Here is a 25,520-nt window from a genome sequence, read left to right on the forward strand (position 1 = left end):
TCGATTAAATTGCACTCTGGGTTAAGGTTTGATTCTTAACCCAGAATCCTGGCCCAAAAAATCTGGACTTCTTGTGGGCAGGTTATGAGGGTTAATCATTGCGATGCAACTCACCCATTAGCTGTTCAATATAACGTCTGCAGGTCAAAGGATTATGCAAAAAATTAATAATACGACGAGTCCCACCCGTACCCGTGATGCTAATCATCCCATAACCCAAAAGGCTGCCCATAATAGATTGACGGATGTCGATCGCTTCAATTTTGCTTAATGGAATATCAATTGTTTGTCTCACAACGACGCCAGTGCGTATAATCACGTGATTTTTTTTGATTGTGAGCGAAGAAAAATAATAGGTCATCCAAGTTATGCCAATCCATAACAAGGATAGCGCAGCAAACCCGTATCCAAGTTTATGTAAAAAATCGATTTCCACATAATTAACAATGATTAAAGCGGCACATAACGCAACAACTGGCCAAAAAAATATAATCCAATGCATGCGGGTAAAATAAATAACATTAGTGTCGTAGGGCTTCTCAAACATTGATTCACCTATAATCCTGAAAGTCTACTGAAAAATTATAATATTGCATTTAGCTCGAATTTACTATTCTATACTTCTTACGGAGTATATACTAACTCTCTTACATTTTTTTATTTAGACTCAAAAAATGCGCTCTATCAGTCGTTGCCTCAATAAACAACTTGCTGACCTATGTCAACGCTCTGTTCAATTAGAAGAGCTCGCCAATAAAATAAAGCTTATGCTTCCGGATGTTTTAGCAAATCAATGTCAAGTTGGCAGTTTTAATAAAGGTTGTTTGCTATTAACAACAACTGACGCTGCCTGGGCAACACAATTACGGTATGCGATTCCTGAGTTACGGGATAAATTACGCAAAGAAGCCGGTATGTATCAACTTTCTTCAATTAAGGTGACGGTTATTGAACCCCTGATTGAGTACGAAAAAACATCCCCGTCCAAACATTCATTATCAAAAAAAGCTAAAGAAATTATAATTAGCGAAAGTCAGCAGTGTAATTATGAACCGTTACAAAAGGCGTTATTGCATTTAGCGCATGGTGATAATTAGATACATATAATTAAAATGCAGTCAAAAAAGTTTGTATGCATCCATAGAATAAAATTAGCTTGTTATTGCATCCTAAGGACAACGAAGTGAAAAACGGTTTTGTTTATTTATCTCTATATAATTCCAGATCGCGCATCACCTATCCGCCTACAAATACTCATAATTGATAAAAATTATTTGTTTCAGCCAACGCAGTTGCAAAACGACGGCTTACCCATTCCGATCCAAGATAAGCAAAACAATCTTGTAGATAATCAGTCAGCTCTACTTCTTCCATAACATGTTCTTGCCCACTTGGCTCGACATCATGATGAAAATAGCAATCAAAATAGCGCATTGAAAAATCGACATAATCTCGGGTATGAAGAATAAAGGTGTGCCACAGTTCATCAAGAATAAGCAAAGGGCCAAAAAGGTAGGTTTTTTTACCTTGTTTTGCCCTGTGCACATTTAACCACATCCAAGCCAATAAATCAGCGAATAAAGCCTGGCCTTCAGGCTCAGAAAAGTTCGGATGATGAGAGCAAAAATGCTTCACTACTGTATTATTTTTATAACCCAGTAGCTCGGACAAACCAATCATCCACAACACGCTTTTTTGGTGCTTGGTTTTTGGGTTACATACCGTATGATACGACAAATCATTTCTTCTTTAGTCATCATTATCTCCACAATAAATTGTATACAGTGCAGAAAGTCTAACCAATGTTCACAATGGAAGCAATTTAATTATTTATTATATCGACAGCGTACGGCACAATCTTCTGAGTATTCAGGAGATTGTGCCAAAATATTTACCAAATTACACAGCGGTTCTTATTCACCATGGGGCTGTCGTTAGGAATATGGAAGGCTTCCTGAAATTGAGGAATATTCGCTAAGCTTCCATTTACTCTATATTGTGCTGGAGGATGGGGATCCGTAGTGACCTGATTACGCAGTTGTTGGGGTCGAATGTTCATCGCCCAAACATGTGCTGTTGCGATAAAAAATTGTTGATCTGGTGTCAAACCGCCAATTGTAGGCGCATTTTTATAAGCATCCGAATGCTTAAACGCTCTATAGGCTAATGTAATTCCCCCTAAGTCTGCCGCAGCTTCTCCTACAACCAATTTTCCTTGGACATGTAAATTATCCTCTACGGTATATTGAGAGAACTGGTTCACAATACATTGGGTTGCAGCCTTGAATTTTTCTAAATCACTCGGGGTCCACCAATTTTGTAAGTTACCATGGCCATCAAATTGTGCACCTTGGTCATCAAACCCATGAGTCATTTCATGTCCCATTACAAAACCAATTGCTCCATAATTTACAGCAGCTGGTGCATTAGGGTCAAAAAACGGTGATTGAAGAATCCCTGCTGGAATATTTAAATTGTTCATCGAAGGATCATAATACGCATTGATGGTTTGTGGTGTCATGACCCATTCGGTTCTATCTATTGGCTTACCAATTTTGTTAAGATCACGCTTCGTCAAAAATTCATTAGCACGAATTACATTTAAAACGTATGGCCCTCTATTAATGACCAATTTGGAGTAATCTCTCCACTTGGAGGGGTAACCGACTCGTTCTTCCATCATTGCAAGTTTTTTCAATGCTGCTTCACGAGTTGCAGGAGTCATCCAAGATAGCGTGCTAATGTCTTCTTGAAGGACTGTGCGAATATTTTTAAGTATATCCAATGCTTGTTTTTTATCTTCGGGAGAAAAATAGCGGTCCACATACATTTTACCTATAGCAAAACCCAAGGCCCCATTTTCCGTAGCAACAACTCGTTTCCACCGTGGCAGTATTTTCTCAGCCCCCGTAAGAACCGAAACCATTTTAAAATTTTGATCTACAAAAGGTGCAGACAAATACGAAGCAAAGGCATCAATTAAATGCCAACGCAAATATGTTTTCCAATCATCTAAAGAGACCGTTTTTAATTGATTGTTCATATCCTTAAAAAAACCAGGCATTGCTAAATTAATACTTTTGATTTGGGCAAGTCCCATAGCTGAAAAATACGCTGGCCAGGAAAAATTGGGTGTAACTTGAGCAAGTTGGGCCCTATCCATAATATGATACACCGCATGAGGATCTCGTTGTTCTATTTGGGACATAGAAGCCTTGGCCATTTGTGTTTCTAACTTCATTACGATCATGGCTTCAGCAGCTGCTTTATCAGGCGAATCACCTAACAGCTCAAACATTTTGCGTATATGGTTTATATAAGCCTCTCGAATTTGTTTAAATTTAGGATCATCTTTTAAATAATAATCGCGATCGGGCAATCCTAATCCGCCCTGCATGGCCGCAGCTATCATATCCTTACTGTTTTTAAAATCTTGCATGCTGCCGAAATTAAAAAAAACATCAACTCCAATTTGATGCAAATGAGCTATTTCATTTTGTAGATCAGTTAAAGTTTTTAAATGATTAATGCGATCAAATTCTGGTTGCAAGGGTTTAATACCCAGTTGATTAATGCTAGCTTCATCCATCCCGCTAAAATAAAAGTCACCCACTTTTTGCTCTATGCTACCTTGTTTTGCATTTGTATTTTTAGCAGCATCGATTAGCATGTGATGAATGATATTTTGCACTTTCTCATTAATCAGATTAAAGCTTCCCCAACTCGAATAATCAGGAGGAATGGGATTGTTTTTTTTCCAGTTGCCCACTGCATAAGCATAAAAATCTTTACTGGGTGAGACAGTGGTATCCAACCAATCCATATGCAGTGCTTGTTCAGCATTTGTCTTGGGCGTTTCTTCAGTGCTGGTAGAATATATTGAAGTACTGCATAACAAAGCAAAAGTAAAAAGACTAATATTTAGTTTCATGCTACAACGCTCCCTTGCCAACATTTATGTTAATTCACTAGGAATCCGAAAACGTAGCCAGGAGGAGGCAAATCATAACCAGGGGACATATGCGGTTCTGTTTTCCTGGGTTACGAACATTGTCTTCCCCAGGCTACATTCCTACGCTTCGACAGGATAAAATTCAGTGTGCATTGTAGGGAGATATTCTTCTTTATCAAAATAAGTATATTCCCAAGCGTCTTGTCTTATCATTAGCTCACGCAACAATCTATTATTCAGTTCATGACCAGATTTGTACCCTTCAAATGCACCAATCAAACTAGAACCTAACAAGTATAGGTCGCCAATCGCATCCAATACCTTATGAGAAACAAATTCTGATTCAAAACGAAGTCCATCGTCGTTGAGAACGCGATAATCATCGACAACTATTGCATTATCCAAGCTTCCGCCTTTTGCTAAATCACATTCCCTTAATTTCTCATAGTCGGATAGGAATCCAAAAGTACGTGCTCTACATACCTCTTTCACATATGAAGTTGTTGAGAAATCAAAACTTACAGTTTGTGGCTTATCATTGAACGCTGGATGATCAAAGTCAATGGTGAAGGCAATTTTATACCCATCATAAGGATAAAATTGAACGTATTTTCCATTGTCTTCTACCCGAATGGGTTTAAGAATACGTATGTATTTTTTAGGTGCGTTTTGTTCACGTATTCCTGCTGATTGGATCAAGAATACAAAAGGAGCCGCACTACCATCCATAATGGGTAACTCTGGAGCATTCACATCAATATATGCATTATCGATTCCTAATCCTGCTAATGCGGATAGCAAATGTTCCACAGTAGCAATTTTTACTGCTCCATGGTGTAATGTGGTACATAACATAGTATCGCCCACGTTTTCATATGACGCAGGTATTTCCACTACGGGAGAAAGATCCACCCGTCTAAAAACTATGCCTGTATTAACAGGGGCAGGTCTCAAGGTTAACAGCACTTTTTCACCGGAATGCAATCCTACACCAGTTGCCTGGATCACCTTTTTAGGAGTTCTTTGTTTTGTCATTCAGTGCTCACCTTGTTCCTCATATATCGTTTTTAAATTTTTATTTTGCACGCAAAACCTAGTGATCGTATCAATATTTTAATATTTAGTCTAATTATTTTTTATCAAAAAATTAAACGGCCCTTCATCTACTCTGCTGCAGATGAAGGGATGTAACGTATAATTATGCCTCTTCTTGCCGGCGTAAAAATGCTGGAATATCAAGATAATCTACATCTGGAATGCTGTCGCCATTATGTTTTGCGCCCGAGGACATACCTGATTGAGCTTGTTTGCGAACTACAGCGGGTCTATCTAATTGTTGATAATCCAAAGAACCATCACTGCGCGTTGTTTCAAGCAAACGTGCACGATGAGATTGGGGTTGGGATTGTTGGTGGCGTTGTCGTCCATCGCCTAACCCAGTTACAATCACTGTTACGCGCATTTCATCGGTCATGTCTGGATCAATTACTGTACCAACTACCACTGTTGCATCATCAGAAATGAATTCTTTGACTACATCCCCGACTTCTTCAAACTCCCCTATTGACATGTCAAGACCAGCAGTAATATTGACCAAAATTCCTCGTGCGCCAGAAAAGTTTACATCCTCTAATAATGGAGATGCAATGGCTGCTTCTGCAGCTTGACGTGCTCTTTGTTCACCTACGGCACTACCAGTACCCATCATAGCCATACCCATTTCCGACATCACTGTACGTACGTCTGCAAAATCAACGTTAATCAAACCCGGACGAGTAATTAAATCAGAAATTCCTTTTACTGCACCAAGTAAGACATTATTTGCTGCCTTAAACGCATTAAGAAGACTGATGTTTTTTCCCAAAACACTGAGTAATTTGTTATTAGGTATGGTGATTAATGAATCCACATGTTCTGCTAAGCGACGGATTCCATCCTCTGCAGCCAATGCGCGTTGCTTACCTTCAAACGAAAATGGTTTAGTAACGACTGCTACAGTTAAAATACCTAGTTCTTTAGCAATTTCTGCGAAAACCGGAGCCGCCCCTGTACCAGTTCCACCTCCCATGCCTGCGGTAATGAATACCATATCTGCACCACTCAAGATTTCACGGATATGATCTCTATCTTCTTCGGCTGCCTCGCGACCTATTTGTGGGTTTGCACCTGCACCCAAGCCTTTAGTCAGTTCGTCACCTAGTTGAATATGTATTTTTGCATTTGAGCCTCTCAGAGCTTGTGCGTCAGTATTCGCACAAATAAACTCAACTCCATCAATATTTTCTGCAACCATATGTTGGACGGCATTACCACCACCACCGCCAACACCTACTACTTTAATAACAGCATTATTATCTTGGTGTTGGCCTTCCATTAATTCAAACATAACCTGCTCCCCTCATATGTTTAATCTTTCAACAAAATACGGCATGAACCCTTAAATTGCTCATTACCGATTTAGTTATATACGTTAGTTGTAACCTAAAAATTACCCTGAAACCATTCTTTCATACGGGCCCATAAACTTTGCGTATTATCATTCATTGTGGGTACCTTGTAGTTTGATACATACTGTTGTTGGTATCCTTGCAACAACAAACCTACCCCTGTTGCAAATGAAGGATTTTCTGTTGCTTCAGCCAATCCAGAAACATGATGAGCGCAACCTTTTCTTACAGGCATCTCAAAACAAAGTTCTGCAAGTTCAATACCGCCTCTAACATTAGCAGCACCACCAGTGAGAACTATGCCCGCAGCCATTCTATCTTCAAAACCACTACGTCGTAATTCATTGCGTACTAGAGTAAATAACTCTTCATAGCGCGCCGCAACTACATCAGAAAGAGTTTTAGCTGATATCTTTCTTCCTGGCCTGTCACTAACGCTTGTAACTTCTAACATGAGATCTGAATTTGCTAATTCAGTTAAAGCGCACGCATGATTCAGTTTAATGGATTCTGCTGCTTTTGTGGGTGTCCGTAATGCCATTGCTATATCATTCGTCACTTGATCCCCCGCAATGGGAATGACGGCGGTATGTTGAATCGCCCCTTCACAAAATATAGCAATATCGGTAGTTCCACCACCAATATCTATCAAGCACACACCAAGGTCTTTTTCATCTTCGGTCAAAACGGCATGGCTTGAAGCTAATTGCTCCAGAATAATATCATTTACCTCTAAACCACAACGTCGCACACACTTAACTATATTTTGCGCAGCACTTACTGAACCAGTAACAATATGTACTCGCGATTCAAGTCGTACGCCCGACATTCCTATGGGTTCGCGGATGCTGCCTTGTTGATCGATGATAAATTCCTGCGGCAAAACGTGCAGAATCTTTTGATCTGCAGGAATTGCCACAGCTTTTGCGGCATCAATCACACGTTCTACATCAGCCTGGGAAACTTCTTTATCTCGAATTGCAACGATGCCATGTGAATTTAAACTGCGAATATGGCTACCGGCAATTCCTGCATAAACCGTTCTCACTTCACATCCAGCCATAAGTTCAGCTTCTTGAACCGCTCGCTGAATAGAGTTCACAGTAGCCTCTATATCAACCACAACACCACGTTTTAAACCACGTGAGGGATGACGACCTATTCCGATAATTTCTATTGCACCATCAGCTGTGACCTCTCCAATTAATGCAATTACTTTTGAAGTTCCAATATCCAATCCAGTGATAATATCTTTTTCTATTTTTTTTGCCATTATCGTTCCGTTTGTTGTTTCCACTGCACCGCCATACCACGTGGATAACGCAAGTCCACGCTAGACAATTGCTCAATTTTTTCAGCAAACACTGCTGGATATGCTTTACAAAAACGCTGCAATCGTTCCTCTAACTCTTTCTTTCCCAAATATATTTTTATATCATTGCCTAAAAGTAATACCCAGGATTGGTTCTCTCTTAGATGCAGTCCAGTAGGGTTTAAACCGTACATTGACAATATCTTACTCAATTTTTCGTAAACTTGTAAGACTTCTTCTTGTTGAGATAGTGGTCCTTTTAATTTTGGCAAGCTTAGACCCTCTGGAACCGCACCTTCATTAAATAATCTGCCGTCCTCTGTCATCAGGGCATTATCCCAAATTGCAACGGGTTTTTTTTCAACAAGTCTTATTTTCAATGTGTCGGGCCAAACACGCTCAACCGATGCAGTATCGATCCACCCCAGTTCATTCAATTCGTTCTGTAACGCACTAATTGATAAAGTAAAAAAACTATTATTCAAGTGTTTTGATAATACCCCTTCCAGCTCTTTATGCGTCACATGTTCATAATTTGCAGCGACTTTAATTGTGGTAATTGGAAACCGCTCTGCATCGGATAGAAAATAGTACCCTAAGCGGCAAGTTAAGAATATTGCACTTAAACTTAATATCAACAACCAACAGATATATCGCAAATTACTGGAATCAACATCCCTATTTTTATTCATGGTGCTCACAAATAGTTGGTTACCAAGTGTTGGCGGCAATTCTGATGCACCATTGCAATACGAATCAACTCATCCAATAAATCAGGATAAGCTAAGCCACTCGCCTGCCACAATTTTGGATACATACTAATCGAAGTAAATCCAGGCAAAGTGTTTACTTCATTAAAATAGATCGTTTCTGTTTTATCATTAACAAAAAAATCCACCCGCGCCATACCCTTGCATTTTAAACGGATAAAAATATCTGCAGCAGCTTTCCTTAATTGCTCGTATAAATTCTGACTCATAGAAGCCGGTATAATCAGATCGGTTTGTCCACTTTCTAAGTATTTTGCTGAATAAGAATAAAAACCATCAGGATGATGAACACGTATTTCACCAGCGATGCTAACTCGTGGCTCACCCGAAGGTACTGAACTCTCCAGAACAGACAACTCAATTTCTCGTCCAGACACAAAGGACTCCACTAAGATCTCTTCGTCATAGCGTAAAGCATCATCCACTGCGACTAACAATTCAGCCATATTTTTTGCTTTATGTATGCCTACACTGGAACCCATTGAGCAAGGTTTAACAAACAAAGGCCAACCAAATTCTTCAGCAACTTCATGGCAAAAGTGTTGCCTTTCAGATACAGAGGCATGCCAAGATAAGAGCTTATAATTTGCTGATTTTAAACCATTAACGCAAACGATGCGTCTGGCCATATCTTTATCCATTCCAATAGATGAAGAAAGTACATCACAACCCACATAAGCAACACCCGCTAATTCAAGCATTCCTTGCAAGCAACCATCTTCATATAAAGGTCCATGCACTACCGGAAAAACGACATCAGCATCCACCGATAAACGTCCATTAATAAACAAGCTAACCAAAGGCTTCGAGTGTTCGGTTACTACAGGAAGTTTTTCTTTAAAGGCAAGTAAATCCTGGTATTGGTGAAGATGAAATAATCCCTCTTTATCCATTGCTATAGGAATAATATTATATTTTTCAGCATCCAAGTGAGTAAGCACAGATGCAGCGGAAATTAATGAAATTTCATGTTCTCCGGATTTTCCACCATAAAGCAGAACTAAATTGAGAAGCTTAGACATTTAACGGTCTCCGATTATATGAACTTCGCGCACCAACTCAATTGTTGTCTGCTCACGAACTTTAGTTTGTACTAAATTAATCAAGGCTTCAATATCAGCTGCAGTCGCTGTACCTTGATGGTTGATAATAAAATTAGCATGTTTCTGAGAAACTACTGCGCCCCCGATATTGAAGCCTTTTAATCCACAGGACTCAATAAGTCGAGCTGCAAAATTTTCTGGTGGATTTCGAAACACTGAACCACAATTGTATTCATTAGTAGGTTGCGTGTTTGCACGGTGAGCTAACAAATCTTTGATGACTTGTAGTGAAGTTTCTTTATCACCAGTAGGCAGCTTAAATGTGGCCGAAATGAACCATTCATCGGGAGGGACAGAAACATGTCGATAAACCACCTCATATTCCTGAGGTTTACGAATTCTTATTTCACCATTTCGTGTCATAGTTTGCAGTTCCACCACAAACTGCCACGTTTCGCCACCATGGCAACCCGCATTCATGCGTAAAGCGCCACCCATCGTTCCAGGAATGCCCGCCCAAAACTCACCACCAGACAAATTATTACGCGCACAAAAACGCGCCATACTCGCACAAGATACCCCTGCTTCAACTTTAACAATTTGTTTGTCTAAAAGTGCAATTTCTTTTAAACATCCTTGAGTCAAAATAACTGTTCCTGGAAATCCAGTATCGCGAATTAACGAATTGGAACCTAATCCCAACCATAATAAAGGTTCTGTTTCCGGAAGTTGGCGAAGAAAAATAGCCAGATCAGCAATGCTTATGGGCTTATAGAGCTTCGCAGCAGGTCCCCCAACTCGCCAGGTAGTATATTCTGCCAAAGACTCATTATAAAGCAAACTGCCTTGAAATTCTGTTACAAGGCTACAATCGTTCTCAGTTGGACACATGTTGCTCTCACACTTCCTTCATTAAGTTTACAGCAATTTGACCAATACTACCGGCTCCCTGCATCAATATCACATCACCATCTTTAATTAACTGATTCAATTTTGCTTTGAGCGATTGTTCATTTACCAGAGTTACTGTTTTATCTTTACCTCTAATTTTCTGCGCCAAACTCTCACTAGTTACTCCAGGGATTTCGGGCTCGCCTGCGGAATAAATATCAAACAAGAATAATTCATCAGCAAGGCTCAACACATCAACAAATTGCTCTTGTAGCGATTGAGTTCTCGTATAACGATGTGGTTGGAAGACATGTACCAGACGCTTATTGGGCCATACATGTCGAAAGGCATCGATGGTTGATAAAATTTCCTGGGGATGATGACCGTAATCATCTACAATAAGAGCTGAACCATTTTCAAATTTTTTCTCACCTAACATTTGAAAACGGCGGCCTACCCCTTGAAATTTTGCTAAAGCACGTTTAATAGAAGCATCATCCACCCCTAATTGCGTCGCTATCGCAATAGCGGCTAAGGCATTTAATACATTATGGCGGCCTGGATACTGAAATTGAATGTTTAATTCAGAATAAGGTACTGGACGTACTACGGTGAACTCACTAATAAGCTCATTTTGGGTCCAATTGGTCGCACGATAATGTGCTTCTTCAGAAAATCCGTATGTTAGAGTAGGTCGTTCAATAGCTGGAAGAATCTTACGTACTTCCGGATCATCAATACATACTACTGCTAACCCATAAAAAGGTAGATGATGTAAAAATTCAAGAAACGTTGTTCTTAATTTATCGAAATCATTTTCATAGTTATCCATATGATCCGCATCAATATTAGTTACTATGGCCATCATGGGTTTTAAGAATAAGAAAGATGCGTCACTTTCATCAGCCTCAACTACAAAATAGGGGGATTGGCCCAGTTGAGCATTTACTCCCAAACTATTTAATTTTCCACCAATTACAAAACTTGGATCTAAACCACCTTCCGCTAAGAGGCTGCTTACCAAACTTGTGGTTGTAGTTTTACCATGAGTTCCAGCTACAGCAATGCCATGGCGAAAGCGCATAAGTTCAGCAAGCATCGCTGCTCGTGGTATTACTGGAATCATTTGCTCGCGAGCAGCTACAATTTCAGGATTATTCATACCAACAGCTGAAGAACGCACTACCACATCTGCGCCTTTAATATGTTCGGCTTTATGTCCCATATAAACAGGGATTCCTAAAGATTTTAATCTTTGTACCGTACTTCCTTCTCCTAGGTCTGAACCTGTAATACGATATCCTTGGTAGTGTAATACTTCAGCAATACCACACATGCCAACCCCACCAATTCCTACGAAATGTATTTGTTCTACGCAGCCCATCCTTGAAGATATAAATTGTCCTGAATTACCCACAAATGCCCCCTTATGCTGACAGTGGCCCTAATCCAAGAGCTTGCCAACGATTTTCGTGATCAATGCGCAATAATAACGCAATTACAACACAATTGATAACCATACTTGCACCACCATAACTCATGAGTGGCAGAGTTAACCCTTTTGTTGGTAATAATCCCGAGTTAACGCCCATATTTATAGCTGCTTGTAGCCCCAGCCAAAAAGTCAAACCATAAGCCGTGTATGAAGCAAACAATCGCTCTTGTATATAAGCATTGTATGCGATAGTCATACCTCTAATAACAAGTATACTGTATAGGAGCATGACCATTAAAATGCCTACCAGACCCAATTCTTCTGCTAACACAGCGAATAAAAAGTCGGTGTGTGCTTCAGGTAAATACAATAATTTCTGGATGCTTTCTCCCAAACCAGAGCCGAACCATCCTCCTCGACCAAATGCAATCAAGGATTGAGTTAACTGATAACCACTATTATATTGATCGGCCCAAGGATCTAAAAACGCTGTAAGACGGGCAACTCGATAAGGAGACGACACGGCTAAAAAGGCCAGCGCTCCCATAACTACGAACATCAATCCTATATAATAGCGTAATTTTACACCCGCTAAAAATAGCATAGCCATAACCGTACCAGAAATCACCACTGTGGCGCCAAAATCTGGCTCAAGTAATAATAAAAAGGAAACAACTCCCAAAATTACCATGGGTTTAATAAATCCCAAAATACTATTACTAACTGCATTTTGTTGCCGTACTAAATAGCCTGATAGATAAAATATCATAGTAAGTTTGGCAAGTTCAGACACTTGCACACCTATTGGCCCTAAAGCCAACCACCGTCGGCTGCCATTAACTGACCGACCTATTCCGGGAATCAACACAATGACTAACATAAACAAACAAATTAGCAACATCGGCATGCTGATTCGTTCCCAAACACTACTATCTGTCCTAATCACGATAAGAGCAATCATTAGACCCGCAAATAAATAACATGCTTGGCGAATCAGAAAATGAAATGGTTGGTGGAAATATTTGGTAGAAATCATGACCGAACTTGAGGCCACCATCATCAGCCCGATGATCAGCAAACCGATAACCACACTAATTAGCCATTTATCATAAAGCGAAATAGGTCTACTTACAGGTTTGCCTCGTTGATTCACATGTCTTGGCCGCATTGATTACAATCCATTTACTAAAGACGCAAACGATTCACCGCGATGATTAAAATCACGGAACATATCTAAACTGGCACATGCAGGAGACAATAAAACAACATCGCCCGGTTTTGCCTGTGACTTAGCCACAACTACAGCATTATCCAAAGAAGAAGCGCGCGAAATAGGTACTACATTAGCTAATGCAGCTTCAATCTTATCTGCATCTTCACCAATTAAAATAATAGATCTTACATAATCAGCTATAGGTTGGGCCAGTTCACTAAAATCAGCGCCCTTTCCTTGCCCACCTGCAATAAGTACAATCTTACCTTCCATAGAACCTCCTATTCCATTAATAGCAGATATAGTTGCACCAATATTCGTCCCTTTAGAATCATTAATCCAGTCTACGCCATCGAGAGTTCGCACCCATTGGGATCGATGCGGCAAACCCGTGAAAGAACTTAACACCTTGATGATATGATGATGTGAAATTCCTGCAGCATCCGCTAAAGCAGAAGCAGCAAGCGCATTAAGCCAATTATGAACTCCTTTGATTAATACAGACTCAACAGGCAAAATGCAAGTACTACCTTTTGCCAAATAAATTTTATCTTTTTGGGTAATCAAACCCCAATTGTTTTTTTCAGGAGCATCAACACCAAAAGAAATATGATTCACTCCTGAAGTTGGAATAGTATAATGATCACCACGATTAAACAAAGCAACTTGTGCTTGATGATACACTCGTTGTTTCGCTTGTGCATAAGCTTCCATTGTATGATGTCTATCTAAGTGATCAGGAGATACATTCAGAATGGTAGCTGCGATTGGTGCTAAAGAATAAGTTAAGTCCAATTGGAAGCTGGACAATTCCAGAACCCACAAATCGTATTGATGCTCGTCATCAAGCATATCAAGAACTGGCGTCCCTATATTTCCGGCCACAGCAACTTTGAATCCTGCTGCCTTTGCCATTTCTCCTACTAAAGTAGTCACCGTTGATTTTCCATTAGTTCCAGTAATTGCGATCACTGGAGCATGAATCTCTCGAGCCAAACACTCAATATCACCATAAATAGGGATACCTATTTGCATGGCTTTTTTTAAAAAAGGTATCTCCAACGGCAAGCCGGGGCTTGCAATTATATCTGACAGTTGGGTTAGTACTTCATCAGGGATATGCTGAGTATAAACAAGAACATCGGGGAATTCTTTTGTGAATTCAGCCACACTTGGAGCTTGTGCACGCGTATCAAATGCAATAAAAGGTTTATTTTTCCTACGTAAATATCGCGCTACCGATATTCCAGTTTTACCCAAACCTGCAACTAAATACAAAGGAGAATTCATGAATGCACCTTTTTATCGAAGTTTTAAAGTGGCTAACCCGCATAGCACAAAAACAACAGTAATAATCCAGAATCTGACAATTATCTTAGGCTCTGACCATCCTTTTAATTCAAAATGATGATGTAACGGTGCCATTCTGAATAAGCGTTTACCATGAGTATATTTAAAATAACCTACCTGTAAAATGACCGAAATTGTCTCGATTACAAATAAGCCACCCATCATTAATAAAACCAGTTCTTCTCTAATGACTACTGCGACAATACCCAAAGCAGCCCCTAAAGCTAAAGAGCCCACATCGCCCATAAATAACTGAGCAGGATAACTATTGTACCAAAGAAATCCAAGTCCTGCGCCCACAATCGAAGAGCAAAAAATGGTTAATTCTCCGGTATTTGGAACATAAGGTATACCCAGATAAGGTGCATAGACCGAATTGCCAGAGGCATAAGTAAAAATCCCCAAAGCACCTGCAACCATGACGATAGGCATAATGGCCAAACCATCCAATCCATCAGTCAAATTTACTGCATTGGAGCTTCCCACAATTACAAAATAACCTAAAACAGGAAAGAGAATACCTAAACCTATCGTTAACGATTTAAAAAAAGGAACGGTTAATTGAGTATGGACCGGTAATGTAGCATGCATGTATAAATAAATTACAGCAATAAGCGCAATGACTGATTGCCAAAAATACTTCCAACGCGCAGGCAATCCTTTACTATTTTTTAATACCAATTTGCGGTAATCATCAACCCAGCCTACTACCCCATTTGCCAGAGTCACCAAAAGCACAAGCCATAAGCTGGACTGTTGCAAATCACCCCAAAGCAAACAACTTACCGTGATTGCCAATAAGATTAAAACTCCTCCCATAGTTGGAGTTCCTGCTTTGGATAAATGTGATTGAGGACCATCATCTCGTACCATCTGACCAATCTGTAAGCCTCGCAACCAACGAATCATCGCAGGTCCACACAATAAACCCACTAAAAGTGCAGTTAGAGAAGCTAAAATGGATCTGAAAGTCAGGTATTGAAAAACTCTTAACGCATGATATTGCCCTTGAAATAGCTGCGTTAGCCAGTAGAGCATAATTGTTCCTCTTGGTTAACCCAATTATGGGTTTGTGTTAAATATCGTCCAATAGAATAATGGGCCAAAAAAGCGGCCAAGCATACCACAAACCTACATACCATTCAGCATCGTACAAAAAAAATTCTTTGCTTTTTTATCATCATATAGACAGGTCGCTAGAACTCCTCAATCTAGCAGTTGGTGCACAATTTTTTCCATTGCACTGGCTCGAGACCCTTTCACCAAAACAACAACATCTGGGGCTAATTTTTCTACTAGATTGTGCACCAGTAACTCTTGGCTGGAAAAATGCTCACCTCCGACACCAAACGACTCAGCCGCCAATTTGCTGTAAGAGCCACAACTTAGTAACTGATCAATTCCTAATCGGCGCGCTGCAAATCCAACTTCCTGATGGTGCTGAGTTGCCCAAGTCCCCAATTCCCCCATATCGCCAAACACAAAGATTTTTTTATCAGGACGTTCTGCCAATACTTCTAACGCGGCTAGAACAGAACGTAAATTTGCATTATATGTATCATCGATTATTGTTGATTGATTTTTTCCTTTAAGAACCGTCAAACGTCCTTTTACACCGCCAAAGCTATTTAGCCCCTGTTGAATCTCTTTTATGGCAATTCCAACTGCATAACAGCAAGCTGCAGCAGCTAGCGCATTGCGAACATTATGCAAGCCAGGAATTTTTAAATGAATATCGGCCTGTCCATTAGGTACAATTAAAGAAAATTGACCACAACCTTGCTCATCTAGAACAACATCTTGAGCATAGATATCAGCAGGGTGATCTAGAGAAAAACGAAGAACCTTTTTCTCAATCAATATTTCATCCCAAAAATGAGCATAAGCATCATCATCATTAACTACTGCTACACCGGCAAGAGATAAACCTTGATGTATTTCTCCTTTGGCGCGAGCCACACCATCTATAGAACCAAATCCTTCCACATGGGCTGGAGCTATATTGTTAATTAATGTCACATCGGGATGAACAATTGCAACAGTGTGTGCGATTTCACCAGGGTGATTTGCACCCAGCTCAAAAACTGCATAACGGTGTTGGTTATTTAATTGTAAAATGCTTAGGGGAGCACCAATATGATTATTGAAGTTTCCCTTAGTAGCATGAGAAGGAGGGGGTAAAATGGCAGCAATCATTTCTTTGGTTGTTGTTTTTCCATTAGATCCAGTCAAAGCGATGACAGGGCAATGGATATTTTGTCGATGCGCTGCCGCTATTTTAGCTAATGCTTGTATGGGATCTGCAACAACAAATTGCGGTATACGTACTCCATCTACAGCATGACTTACTATGGCAGCGACTGCACCTCGAGTTTCTGCTTCTTTTACAAAGTCGTGTCCATCAAAACGCTCACCACAAATGGCAATAAACAAACTTCCTGGCTTGAGTTCACGAGTATCTGTAGAAATTCCAGTAAGTTCAGTATTAATCTGGCATGGTTGGGCAAGTAATGCAGCAACAGTATTTAGGTTCATAGTATTCAGACATAGCTAAAAGTCTAGTGTACTAAGACTTGTGCTTAGAGTTCAAGTGGGTAATAACAGTAAAAAAAGTTTAATTTTTTTTCCTTACCAAACGCTATCTTGGATGCGGGTGTACCATGCAGGTTTCAAGAAAATAAGTCGCGTATCAATTCCCGGATTCATCTAGACACCCGGGCTAAATGAGGCCTATCCAGCAGCAAATTCAAAATGAGACTGATTAATTTGTAATAGGCGATAATAGCGAGCAATACGATCTTCAGTTAAGGGTTTACGCTGATCATCCAGTAAGTGCGCATCCAAACCTTCACTTAATTGCCTTGCTGTTTCTAACATCACTGTAAATCGTTCCATATCGATACCGGGATTTTTTGAGGAGTGCATGTACAAACAAAGACCACGCACACTAAAGGCACCAATATTTTGTAAATCAAAAACGCCTGTCGCAGTTGCAGCTGCCAAACTACATAAAACAGGGCCTTGACCATTAGAAAATTGATGGCGGTGAAATAATTGTCCTTCACCAAATCGTAAACCGGCAGCTAAAACGGTTTGTAATAATTCATATCCAGCGAATTGTCTGTTTTCTTTTGCAAGCAAAAACATCATCAAAGTAGGCTGATGATCTGTTTGACCTTTCGTCTCAACTTCTATTTTAGGCGTGGATTTTGACTCAATTTCTATCTTTAATTTATGGTCCTCTTCATCATCCAAAGGCATTAAACGTGGCTGTGATGGCTTTGTAGTCGTTTTCTTTGTTAGTTGTAAATTCTTATCCACTTCAATTTTATTCTCCATTGCCGCAGCATTAACCTTACGCACAGCAATAATGTCATCAGTATAATTTTGTGTGCTATCGGAACTCCTTTCTGGTGTCCCCAAATTAGGTTGATAACGTTCTGGACTTAAGCTCTGTCTTCGAGCTTTCATTAAGCGCCCAATTGCTACGATAACGCCAATTAACAACAGGACATTAAGAATTAAGCTCCAATTTGCCTGCATCATTTACTCCATAGCCAAAGCTTGTGTTACATCAACCGCAACCAAGCGAGATACTCCAGGTTCACGCATAGTTACCCCAATCAAATGATCTGCCAATTCCATTGTAACTTTATTATGTGTAATAAAAAGAAACTGTACGAATTGTGACATCTCTTTCACTAAAGCGCAAAAACGCCCCACGTTTACATCATCTAAAGGGGCATCCACTTCATCTAACATACAAAAAGGTGAAGGATTTAACTGAAAAATAGCAAAAACCAATGCTACCGCAGTCATTGCCTTCTCTCCCCCGGATAACAAATGAATGGTACTGTTTCGTTTTCCAGGAGGTTGTGCCATTACTACAATACCAGCTTCCAACAGGTTATCACAAGTCAATTCCAGCTGCGCTCTCCCCCCGCCAAATAAACGGGGAAATAGGGCTTTGAATGCAGAGTTGACTTGGTCAAAGGTATTTTCCAAACGTGAGCGGGTTTCTTTATCCATTTTTTCAATGGCAGTTTCCAGTGTTGCCAACGCTTGATTTAAATCATTATATTGCTCATCCAAATACACTTTACGCTGTTGTTCTGCAGTAAATTCTTCAATTGCAGCAAGGTTAATAGCCCCTAAGCGTTTTATTTTTTCAGAAAGAGCAATTAATTCATCTTCCCGCATAACCTGAGTGATCTCAGCAGGAATCAACTCAAGTAATGAGGATGCTTGTAAACCTAATTCATCAAGCGATTCATGTACGGAACTAGCACGCACAGCCAAAGCCTGCTCTTCCATTCGAGCTTGGCTTATTTGTTCTTGGATCCGTTTTACCTCGAAATCACAGTTTAAAATATTTTTCTCACATTCTTCAAGCTCCATCCTTAATTGTGAGGACTGCTCCCTGCTTAGAGTCAATTGCAATTCTACTTCATTATGTTTTTGTAACAGTACACTCAATTGTTCGTTGAGCTCTTCTCCTGGACCTTCTGTTTGCAGGCAAAGCATTGCTAAATGTTCCAGCCGCTCCTCCAAAATATTTAACCGCTCTTGTTCTCGCTGAATACGATCGTTTATTTGCTGTATTTTATTTCGCTCTCTATCATATTCCAGTTCTGCCTGATGGAGCATAACCCGAGACTCTTCTACTTGTTTATTTCTTAAAGCCAAAGTGTGTAGCCATTCTTGTTTTTCACGTAGGCAATGCTCATGTTGTTGCTCATACTCTCGACATTGTTCTTCTAAAGATTGTAATTTCGCTTTTATATCATATTCTTCTGCAGCCATTGCTTCCAAAGTTAGGGTTAACTCTTCGCACTCGGAGGCAAGTGCTAGTGCTTGTTGTTCTGCATGAATAATGGCTTGTTCATTAGCACTTCTTGCCACACTATTTACTCTTAATGCCTCATTACTGGCATTTACATTGAGCTGTTGTAATTCGATTTCCTTTAAACTTCGTTGGACCTGCAGGTGAGTCTCATCACGTTCGGTCCTTAAAATCGCAATTTTTTGTTGTTGCTCCTCAACAACTAGAGATAAATCAGAGATTTTTTGTTGTCTTGCCAATAAGCCTAACTCATCCTGAGTTTCTGGAGTAACAAATTTCACCCAGCCCCTTCCCAACCAAAAACCGTCGGGAGTTATAATTGACTCATACTCGGCTAATTCAAGTAACCAGCTCAATGCCTCATCAATATCTTCGGCAGTGTAAATATGTTCCAAGGGGGATGCATGTGCGGGAATATCACCTTTTATTTTATCTATGAGACGTGGATGAGCCCCAGATTGAAGCTCTTTTTTTCTCAGAGTGACAATCTGTTCACCTTGCCGTTCACAAATTGTTCGCTGCGGCCATAGTTCATCAAAAGTTTCTAGGACATAGGCATGTAGTGCTTCATTAAGCACACGCTCACAAGCAGATTGCCACTTGGGCTCCACCTGTAAAACATCCATTAATCGAGGTTTTTCTGACCATTCCTTAATTGTATTCTTGTTGCTTTGCATACCTTGTTTTGCGGCACGCTGGGCTGCCATCAATGCGGCATATTCACTATTTGCATGATGGAAATCATCTTGTAATCCATGTAAGTTTTGTTCTACATCTTGTAATTGGGCGCGTAACCGTTCGGCATTCTCATGACTTTGTTTGAGTTGAAGCTGATCAAACTCTTGATCTGCAATTAATTTAATATGTTGAATCTGTAAATTTTCTCGAGTTTGTTGTAAATCTGCTACGGAAATTCGTTCTTGCTCTAATTGAAGTTTTTCTAATCTTAATAGGGTTTGCTGATGTTTCTCCTCCAGATGCTGTGCTTTAACTTGTGCTACTTGAAATTCCCTTTTTAGGGTACTTCCTTGTGTCTGAGCCTCTTGCCAACGAAGTTCCCATTCTGTCTGTTGTTTTTGCGTATCTAGCCAATTCGTTTCTTGTTCTTTAAACTGATTCTTTAATTGCTCAAGTTTCTTTTCTAAATCGCATGCATGCTGTTGACTATGCGCTAACTCTTCTCTATCGTGTTTGTGTTGTTCCGTAGCAACCCGCCAATCCTCTTGCATTTGCTGTTGATCTTGCTCCAAACGTTTTTTTTCACGTGTCTGCTGTTGTATGGTCTCTTCCAAACGTGCTATTTCAGTTCCCAACTGATAGAAGCTCGCTTGAATTTGCTGCGATTGGGTATCTGCATCATGCAGAGTTTCATTTAAAATGATCCGGTCTTTATTTGCTTTTGCTAATGCACTTTGCTGATGTTCGTAGCCCACTGCTAATTCTTGTATTTGGCGTTGTTTTATTTCTTGTTGGGCAATAAAATCTCGCCATTTTAGCGCTAAAATTTCTGCACGACATAACCGCTCTTCATCTTTAAGAATAAGATAACGTTCCGCCGCTTTAGCTTGACGCTCTAAGCGTTGTAATTGTTTGTCTAGTTCTTCTCGGATATCGGCAACACGGGTTAGATTCTCACGCGTATGTTCAATACGTTGTAAGGTCTCGCGTCGTCGCTCTTTATATTTGGAAACACCTGCCGCTTCCTCGAGGTGCGTTCTTAAATCTTCCGGTCTGGCTTCAATCAGCTGAGAAATAGTACCCTGACCAATGATTGAATAACCACGGGCTCCAGCTCCTGTACCAAGAAAAATATCGGTTATGTCTTTACGCCGACAACGACTGCCATTCAAATAATAAGAAGAATCACCATCACGAGTTACAACGCGCTTTACGGCGATTTCGCCATAACTTGCGAAAGGACCGGCCAAACGCCCTAGACTGTTATCGAAAACCAGTTCAACAGAAGCCTGGCCTACAGATTTACGATTAGAAGAACCATTAAAAATCACATCGGCCATAGATTCACCCCGCAAGTTTCGTGCGGAACTTTCTCCCATGACCCAACGTACAGCATCGATAATATTCGATTTTCCACAACCATTAGGTCCAACAACTGCCACCAATTGGCTCGGAAAATGAACCACTGTAGGATCCACAAAAGATTTGAAACCGGCTAGTTTTAATTGCTTCAAATGCATAGGTCGGGGCAATTTAAAAAAAATAAGCTCGCATTATAACTGAGGATGAGCAGGCTATCTACATAAGTACAAAACCTCTTTCCAATAAAGACCGGATGAAAATAACTTAGGTCGATGTAGCGATTACCTAAAGGCTAATTGACAAACAAATGAACAAGGATATAATTTGGGCATTTAGTAAAAATGGATAGATAATGAAGCGTGTACTCAATAAATCACTCTCCCTCCTTATACTCAGCACTGCTTTTCTTTTTTCAAATCCAATTTTTTCAGATCCACCGAATCTTACTTTAGTAAAAAATGAACTCAAAAATTATTATGATTCAGGCCTATATCAAAAAGAGTTAACTCAAGAGATAAAAAAAGCCCAAAATTATATTGATCAACAAGCCGAAATCAATCAAAAAGAAAAATCACCTAAAAAGCTTGCTTTAATTCTAGACATCGATGAAACCAGTTTATCGAATTATCAATATATGATTAAACGTGATTTTGGTGGGAACCGGGAAGCATATCATCAAGACATAATGGCTGCTAATGCTCCAGCGATTGAGCCTATGCTCACTTTATATCGAGATGCACAAGACCATGGTATTGAAGTATTTTTTGTTACCGGTAGAAATGAATCTGAACGCAAGGCCACGGAAGAAAATTTGCAAAAAGCAGGTTATACTGGATGGTCCGGTCTGTATTTGCGGCCTATGAACTATTCCTCAAAATCAATTATTCCCTTTAAATCCAATACCCGAAAGATGCTCACTGAAAAAGGCTACATCATTGTGGCATCGATAGGAGATCAATATAGTGATCTTAAAGGTGGGTATGCGCAAAAGATATTTAAGTTACCCAACCCCTTTTATTATTTACCGTAGGTATTTGATTATATGCTGCACCGCAGGCGAATAAAGCCGGTTATTCATAGTTTTTTAGAATTATCAGGTACAATTTCATTTGTATCCTGATGGACTATATCTTTTAAAACAAGTGACATTAACAATTGAATTTGTTGCTCATACATTTCTCGATCATATCCTCCTTCTAATCCCCAATATAATTTTTCGATGCAGCTTTTATTCTCTTGATATAATCTGAATAAACTCTCATAAAAATAGGTTAAGTCGGTTTCGTTAAAACGAGTTTTTCGTGCTTCAGCAGTCCCCATTAACTGACCGTCAACAAATTTCCCACAATAAGCTGTTTCCGCTTCATGAGAATCCCAACCTGTAGGTAAAAATAAAGCTACTTTCTGCTGATTCGTTTTCGCTTGTTTGATTTGTTCTTCAATTTTTTCTAATGCAAAAACTAAAGCTGGATGTACTAAACCGGGTTTGCGTACGGTACTACTTAAATCTACTGCAAAATATTCGAAACTTCCTCGTTGCCACGCCTGAATTTTTTGTCCTACATCTGTTGCACTCTGTTTAAAGGTTTTAGTAATAAATGCATTATCTTGTTGGGGATAAACCCTGGAGTCAAAAATATCAATATGGCATATATCCATATCTGAAGCAGAATTCATCAAAATATCACATAGGCCATTGTCTCGATTTACGTCAGTTCCAACAATAATATGTTTCAATGGTTTACTCGATAAATGCTCCAGATATTTAATTAGAACCGCTGACTTATTTAAAATACAAAAACCACTACCCTCGTCACTGTATGCATGATGCGTCGGCAAGCCAAAAGAAAAGTGTATTTTTCCCGAATTAAATAAAGTCATCGCAATATCTTTGATTAATACCTCAAACGTTCCAGGGGTAATGATGATATCTGGAGATAATTGTTTCCATCCTTTTTTTTGCGCTTGGATGCAGTAAATAATAATTTCTTCAAGATATTTTAATGGGTGTACTGCTAATAGAGCCTGGAGTATTTCATCTTCTTCGGGAAATTGCGCAAGAAGTGCCAAAGCGATTTCCGCATCCCCCTTTTTTATTGCAGTAAATAATTGTGTCCAGTGTTTCGGTAGGTTTACAAAATTAGTGGTAGCTACGGGTAAGGATGAGTCTGCTGATTGAATTTTTGTAATTACCTCGGTCATATGTTGGAGACGTTCAAATTGATCTTCGTCCGCACCTGCCGGCATGGCATGCATTTGATTTATATCTTGGGGGGAGGGAATTTGAATACAACATTCTTGAGCGTTATGCGTACTAGGAGAAACCTTAGGTCCAAAAAAATATTTATGCTTCATCTTCATTAATCCATATGAAAGTAAGGAGCAAAAGAGTTTCTGCTCCTAGCGAAACTCCTTTAATTTTTATTAGATTATAGCGTATAGGGGCATGATGCAATGAAGCGGGGCAATTAATTTAAGGCAACAGCACTATAAGGATAAGGTGGGGGTGCATCATAGCTCTCCATCCCATCTTTAATCTCTATAAGTTCTTGAGATAAACCTTTACGCCTTCCTGATTCAATAGCTTTAGGGCCCGCAAAGAAGGTTAATCCAACTCCAGTGGCTGCTGCTAGAGTAGAGGCAATTCCGAAAGCAAGCTCTGTTTCTAATAAGCTAAGTCCTAATGAAAAACCCCAGGCACTTAGAACAGAGCTCGAGCCACAAGTAGTGATAAAACCAGCTATACTAGAGCAAATGAGCAGAGCACCCAATACAATAAGTAGACCACCTAAAACTTGTTTACCCGTAGAGTTGCTTCCCGATGTATAGGCAGCGATATCTCCTAAACGTTGCGCTAGTTGTTTATCTGTAGGATTAACTAAAGCGGAATTTAAAATAAGAACAGTTCGCCCATAAAAATGATAATCAATGTCTTCATGCTTTTGCTTTTTTAATTTTACTTCGGCATCAATTAAATTGACTGCATTGATGATGTGTTTTTGAAGCGCGGTAGGCTTTAAGAGCTTATTCTGAGTAATATATGCCAATCCATTGTTCAGGATTTCTTCTTCCAAAATAGGCAAAAAGTATTCTTGAATTGCAAAACATCCTGGTGCACTTTGTTTATTACTTTCAAACCAGGCAGTCGCACTATAACCAGTCAATAATGGATATGGTAAATCTCCATGTTGCGCAATATGAGTACTTTCAATAAGGCTCCCTAAAACCTTCTCAAACTCGGCATCTTTTTTTTCATTTTTTACGTTGGTGTACATATCCCATAAGAAACCACACAAACGAAGATAATTACTCCGATGGACTTGATTCAAATAGTCAGGATCGCTTACTCCGGGATATATCGTCAATTGATTCAAATACCGCACAGCTATCAAGCAAATACGTACCTGAGGAGAAAGGTCAAACAGGTGCGTGTCTTCGTAATTAGCCAATGCATCCCAAATTCTATTACTCAAATCCTGCACCGATTTCATTGGATTTTCTTGCAACGTTTCTAAAAATAACTGTGCTGCAGGAATATGCTCATTTAACCATGCTCGGCGAGAAAAAAGGTTCTGCAACAACTCCTGGGTTCCAATTATTGCTTGCTCATGAGGAATCATCTTTTGTTCGAGGATATTACGTTCCTCTTGCAAACGGCTTAACTCCAGTTGCAACTTAAAGGTTTCTAGTACCTGAATATTCTCTCCATAATAATGAATCTTGGGACGCATTAAATCCTGAGCCAGCACCATATCCATAGAAACCTGGTGCTCTATTAAGGAAATACGTAAATTCAGAGACCGCAATTGTTCTTCATAGGGTTGAAGTTGTTGCCTCTGGCTTTCAACGAATTGTAAATTCTCTGAGATTTGTTGTTCCAGTGGGGTTAATTCTTTTTGCCAGGATAGGAGATCAGCGTGATTGTAAACAACTGGGTTAGCTGTAGGCATAATGATTCTCACATGTGGGTTACATTAGAAGCGCATTCGATTATACACGGTGGGAACTATTGATTCAATTATTGCATTTTATACTCATAGTAAGTTCTAACTTATTGATTATAAATGCAAAAAATTGGTTAAAAACTTTACCTATTTTCCACTTCCTCCATACATCCACTAATATATTGGGCCTAAACAAAGTGCTCCCTTATTTATTTCATTCAACTTACTTTTTAATCAGAATGGATCACTAGAAATCACCATTAAAATCAAAAATTATTTT

General features: G+C 39.6%; 20 protein-coding genes. 2 read left to right on the forward strand and 18 right to left on the reverse strand.

All coding sequences use genetic code 11. From position 1 onward, the window contains the following. Positions 1-91: 91 nt before the first annotated feature. Positions 92-547, reverse strand: coding sequence for a PH domain-containing protein (locus HBNCFIEN_RS13095; RefSeq protein WP_182391516.1), 456 nt, complete (start codon positions 545-547; stop codon positions 92-94). A 127-nt stretch (positions 548-674) separates the two neighbouring features. Between HBNCFIEN_RS13095 and HBNCFIEN_RS13100 the strand changes: the two genes are divergently transcribed. Then, on the forward strand, positions 675-1,097 hold the full coding sequence (locus HBNCFIEN_RS13100) for a DUF721 domain-containing protein (protein ID WP_182391517.1): 423 nt from the start codon (positions 675-677) through the stop codon (positions 1,095-1,097). Positions 1,098-1,254: 157 nt separating this feature from the next. On the opposite strand, the gene HBNCFIEN_RS13105 is transcribed toward HBNCFIEN_RS13100, so the two are convergent. The 15 genes from HBNCFIEN_RS13105 to smc all read right to left on the reverse strand — a co-directional run bounded on the left by HBNCFIEN_RS13105 (position 1,255) and on the right by smc (position 21,454). After that, positions 1,255-1,680, reverse strand: a complete 426-nt coding sequence (locus HBNCFIEN_RS13105; RefSeq protein WP_182393702.1) for a hypothetical protein — start codon at positions 1,678-1,680, stop codon at positions 1,255-1,257. 211 nt (positions 1,681-1,891) lie between these two features. After that, positions 1,892-3,931, reverse strand: coding sequence for a M13 family metallopeptidase (locus HBNCFIEN_RS13110; RefSeq protein ID WP_182391518.1), 2,040 nt, complete (start codon positions 3,929-3,931; stop codon positions 1,892-1,894). Positions 3,932-4,072: 141 nt separating this feature from the next. Continuing rightward, entirely contained in the window at positions 4,073-4,987 is a 915-nt protein-coding gene (lpxC, locus tag HBNCFIEN_RS13115; protein WP_182391519.1) for a UDP-3-O-acyl-N-acetylglucosamine deacetylase, read from the reverse strand. A gap of 163 nt (positions 4,988-5,150) precedes the next feature. Beyond that, complete coding sequence (gene ftsZ / locus HBNCFIEN_RS13120; RefSeq protein WP_182391520.1) at positions 5,151-6,338, reverse strand: cell division protein FtsZ; 1,188 nt, start codon at positions 6,336-6,338, stop codon at positions 5,151-5,153. 95 nt (positions 6,339-6,433) lie between these two features. Beyond that, positions 6,434-7,672, reverse strand: a complete 1,239-nt coding sequence (gene ftsA / locus HBNCFIEN_RS13125; protein WP_182391521.1) for a cell division protein FtsA — start codon at positions 7,670-7,672, stop codon at positions 6,434-6,436. Continuing rightward, the gene (locus HBNCFIEN_RS13130; RefSeq protein ID WP_182391522.1) at positions 7,672-8,403 is read right to left on the reverse strand and encodes a cell division protein FtsQ/DivIB; all 732 of its coding nucleotides are present in this window, start codon (positions 8,401-8,403) and stop codon (positions 7,672-7,674) included. The genes ftsA and HBNCFIEN_RS13130 overlap by 1 nt, the downstream gene beginning before the upstream one ends. 5 nt (positions 8,404-8,408) lie before the next feature. After that, a complete protein-coding gene (locus tag HBNCFIEN_RS13135; RefSeq protein ID WP_182391523.1) occupies positions 8,409-9,503 on the reverse strand; it encodes a D-alanine--D-alanine ligase family protein in 1,095 nt (364 codons plus the stop codon). Then, on the reverse strand, positions 9,504-10,415 hold the full coding sequence (gene murB / locus HBNCFIEN_RS13140) for a UDP-N-acetylmuramate dehydrogenase (protein ID WP_182391524.1): 912 nt from the start codon (positions 10,413-10,415) through the stop codon (positions 9,504-9,506). 7 nt (positions 10,416-10,422) lie between these two features. Continuing rightward, positions 10,423-11,832, reverse strand: coding sequence for a UDP-N-acetylmuramate--L-alanine ligase (gene murC, locus HBNCFIEN_RS13145; protein ID WP_182391525.1), 1,410 nt, complete (start codon positions 11,830-11,832; stop codon positions 10,423-10,425). A gap of 10 nt (positions 11,833-11,842) precedes the next feature. Beyond that, the gene (ftsW, locus tag HBNCFIEN_RS13150) at positions 11,843-13,018 is read right to left on the reverse strand and encodes a putative lipid II flippase FtsW (RefSeq protein WP_182391526.1); all 1,176 of its coding nucleotides are present in this window, start codon (positions 13,016-13,018) and stop codon (positions 11,843-11,845) included. Between the two features lie 3 nt (positions 13,019-13,021). Continuing rightward, complete coding sequence (murD, locus tag HBNCFIEN_RS13155; RefSeq protein ID WP_182391527.1) at positions 13,022-14,353, reverse strand: UDP-N-acetylmuramoyl-L-alanine--D-glutamate ligase; 1,332 nt, start codon at positions 14,351-14,353, stop codon at positions 13,022-13,024. A gap of 12 nt (positions 14,354-14,365) precedes the next feature. Continuing rightward, the gene (mraY, locus tag HBNCFIEN_RS13160; RefSeq protein ID WP_182391528.1) at positions 14,366-15,451 is read right to left on the reverse strand and encodes a phospho-N-acetylmuramoyl-pentapeptide-transferase; all 1,086 of its coding nucleotides are present in this window, start codon (positions 15,449-15,451) and stop codon (positions 14,366-14,368) included. Positions 15,452-15,619: 168 nt separating this feature from the next. Then, positions 15,620-16,948 carry a UDP-N-acetylmuramoyl-tripeptide--D-alanyl-D-alanine ligase gene (gene murF / locus HBNCFIEN_RS13165; RefSeq protein WP_182391529.1) on the reverse strand — a complete coding sequence of 443 codons (1,329 nt, stop codon included), beginning with the start codon at positions 16,946-16,948 and terminating at the stop codon, positions 15,620-15,622. A gap of 195 nt (positions 16,949-17,143) precedes the next feature. Continuing rightward, a complete protein-coding gene (locus HBNCFIEN_RS13170) occupies positions 17,144-17,956 on the reverse strand; it encodes a cell division protein ZipA C-terminal FtsZ-binding domain-containing protein (RefSeq protein WP_182393703.1) in 813 nt (270 codons plus the stop codon). A gap of 3 nt (positions 17,957-17,959) precedes the next feature. Further along, positions 17,960-21,454, reverse strand: coding sequence for a chromosome segregation protein SMC (gene smc, locus HBNCFIEN_RS13175; RefSeq protein WP_182391530.1), 3,495 nt, complete (start codon positions 21,452-21,454; stop codon positions 17,960-17,962). 194 nt (positions 21,455-21,648) lie between these two features. Between smc and HBNCFIEN_RS13180 the strand changes: the two genes are divergently transcribed. Then, complete coding sequence (locus tag HBNCFIEN_RS13180) at positions 21,649-22,326, forward strand: HAD family acid phosphatase (RefSeq protein ID WP_182391531.1); 678 nt, start codon at positions 21,649-21,651, stop codon at positions 22,324-22,326. Positions 22,327-22,370: 44 nt separating this feature from the next. Here HBNCFIEN_RS13180 and HBNCFIEN_RS13185 read toward each other — a convergent pair whose 3' ends face one another. Together HBNCFIEN_RS13185 and HBNCFIEN_RS13190 are read right to left on the reverse strand one after the other, a co-directional pair. Then, a complete protein-coding gene (locus HBNCFIEN_RS13185) occupies positions 22,371-23,651 on the reverse strand; it encodes an acetylpolyamine aminohydrolase (protein ID WP_182391532.1) in 1,281 nt (426 codons plus the stop codon). Positions 23,652-23,764: 113 nt separating this feature from the next. Next, positions 23,765-25,246, reverse strand: coding sequence for a hypothetical protein (locus tag HBNCFIEN_RS13190; RefSeq protein WP_182391533.1), 1,482 nt, complete (start codon positions 25,244-25,246; stop codon positions 23,765-23,767). Between the last annotated feature and the right edge of the window lie 274 nt (positions 25,247-25,520).

This window comes from Legionella sp. PC997, from assembly GCF_014109825.1.
In the GTDB taxonomy this organism is placed as follows: Bacteria; Pseudomonadota; Gammaproteobacteria; order Legionellales; family Legionellaceae; genus Legionella.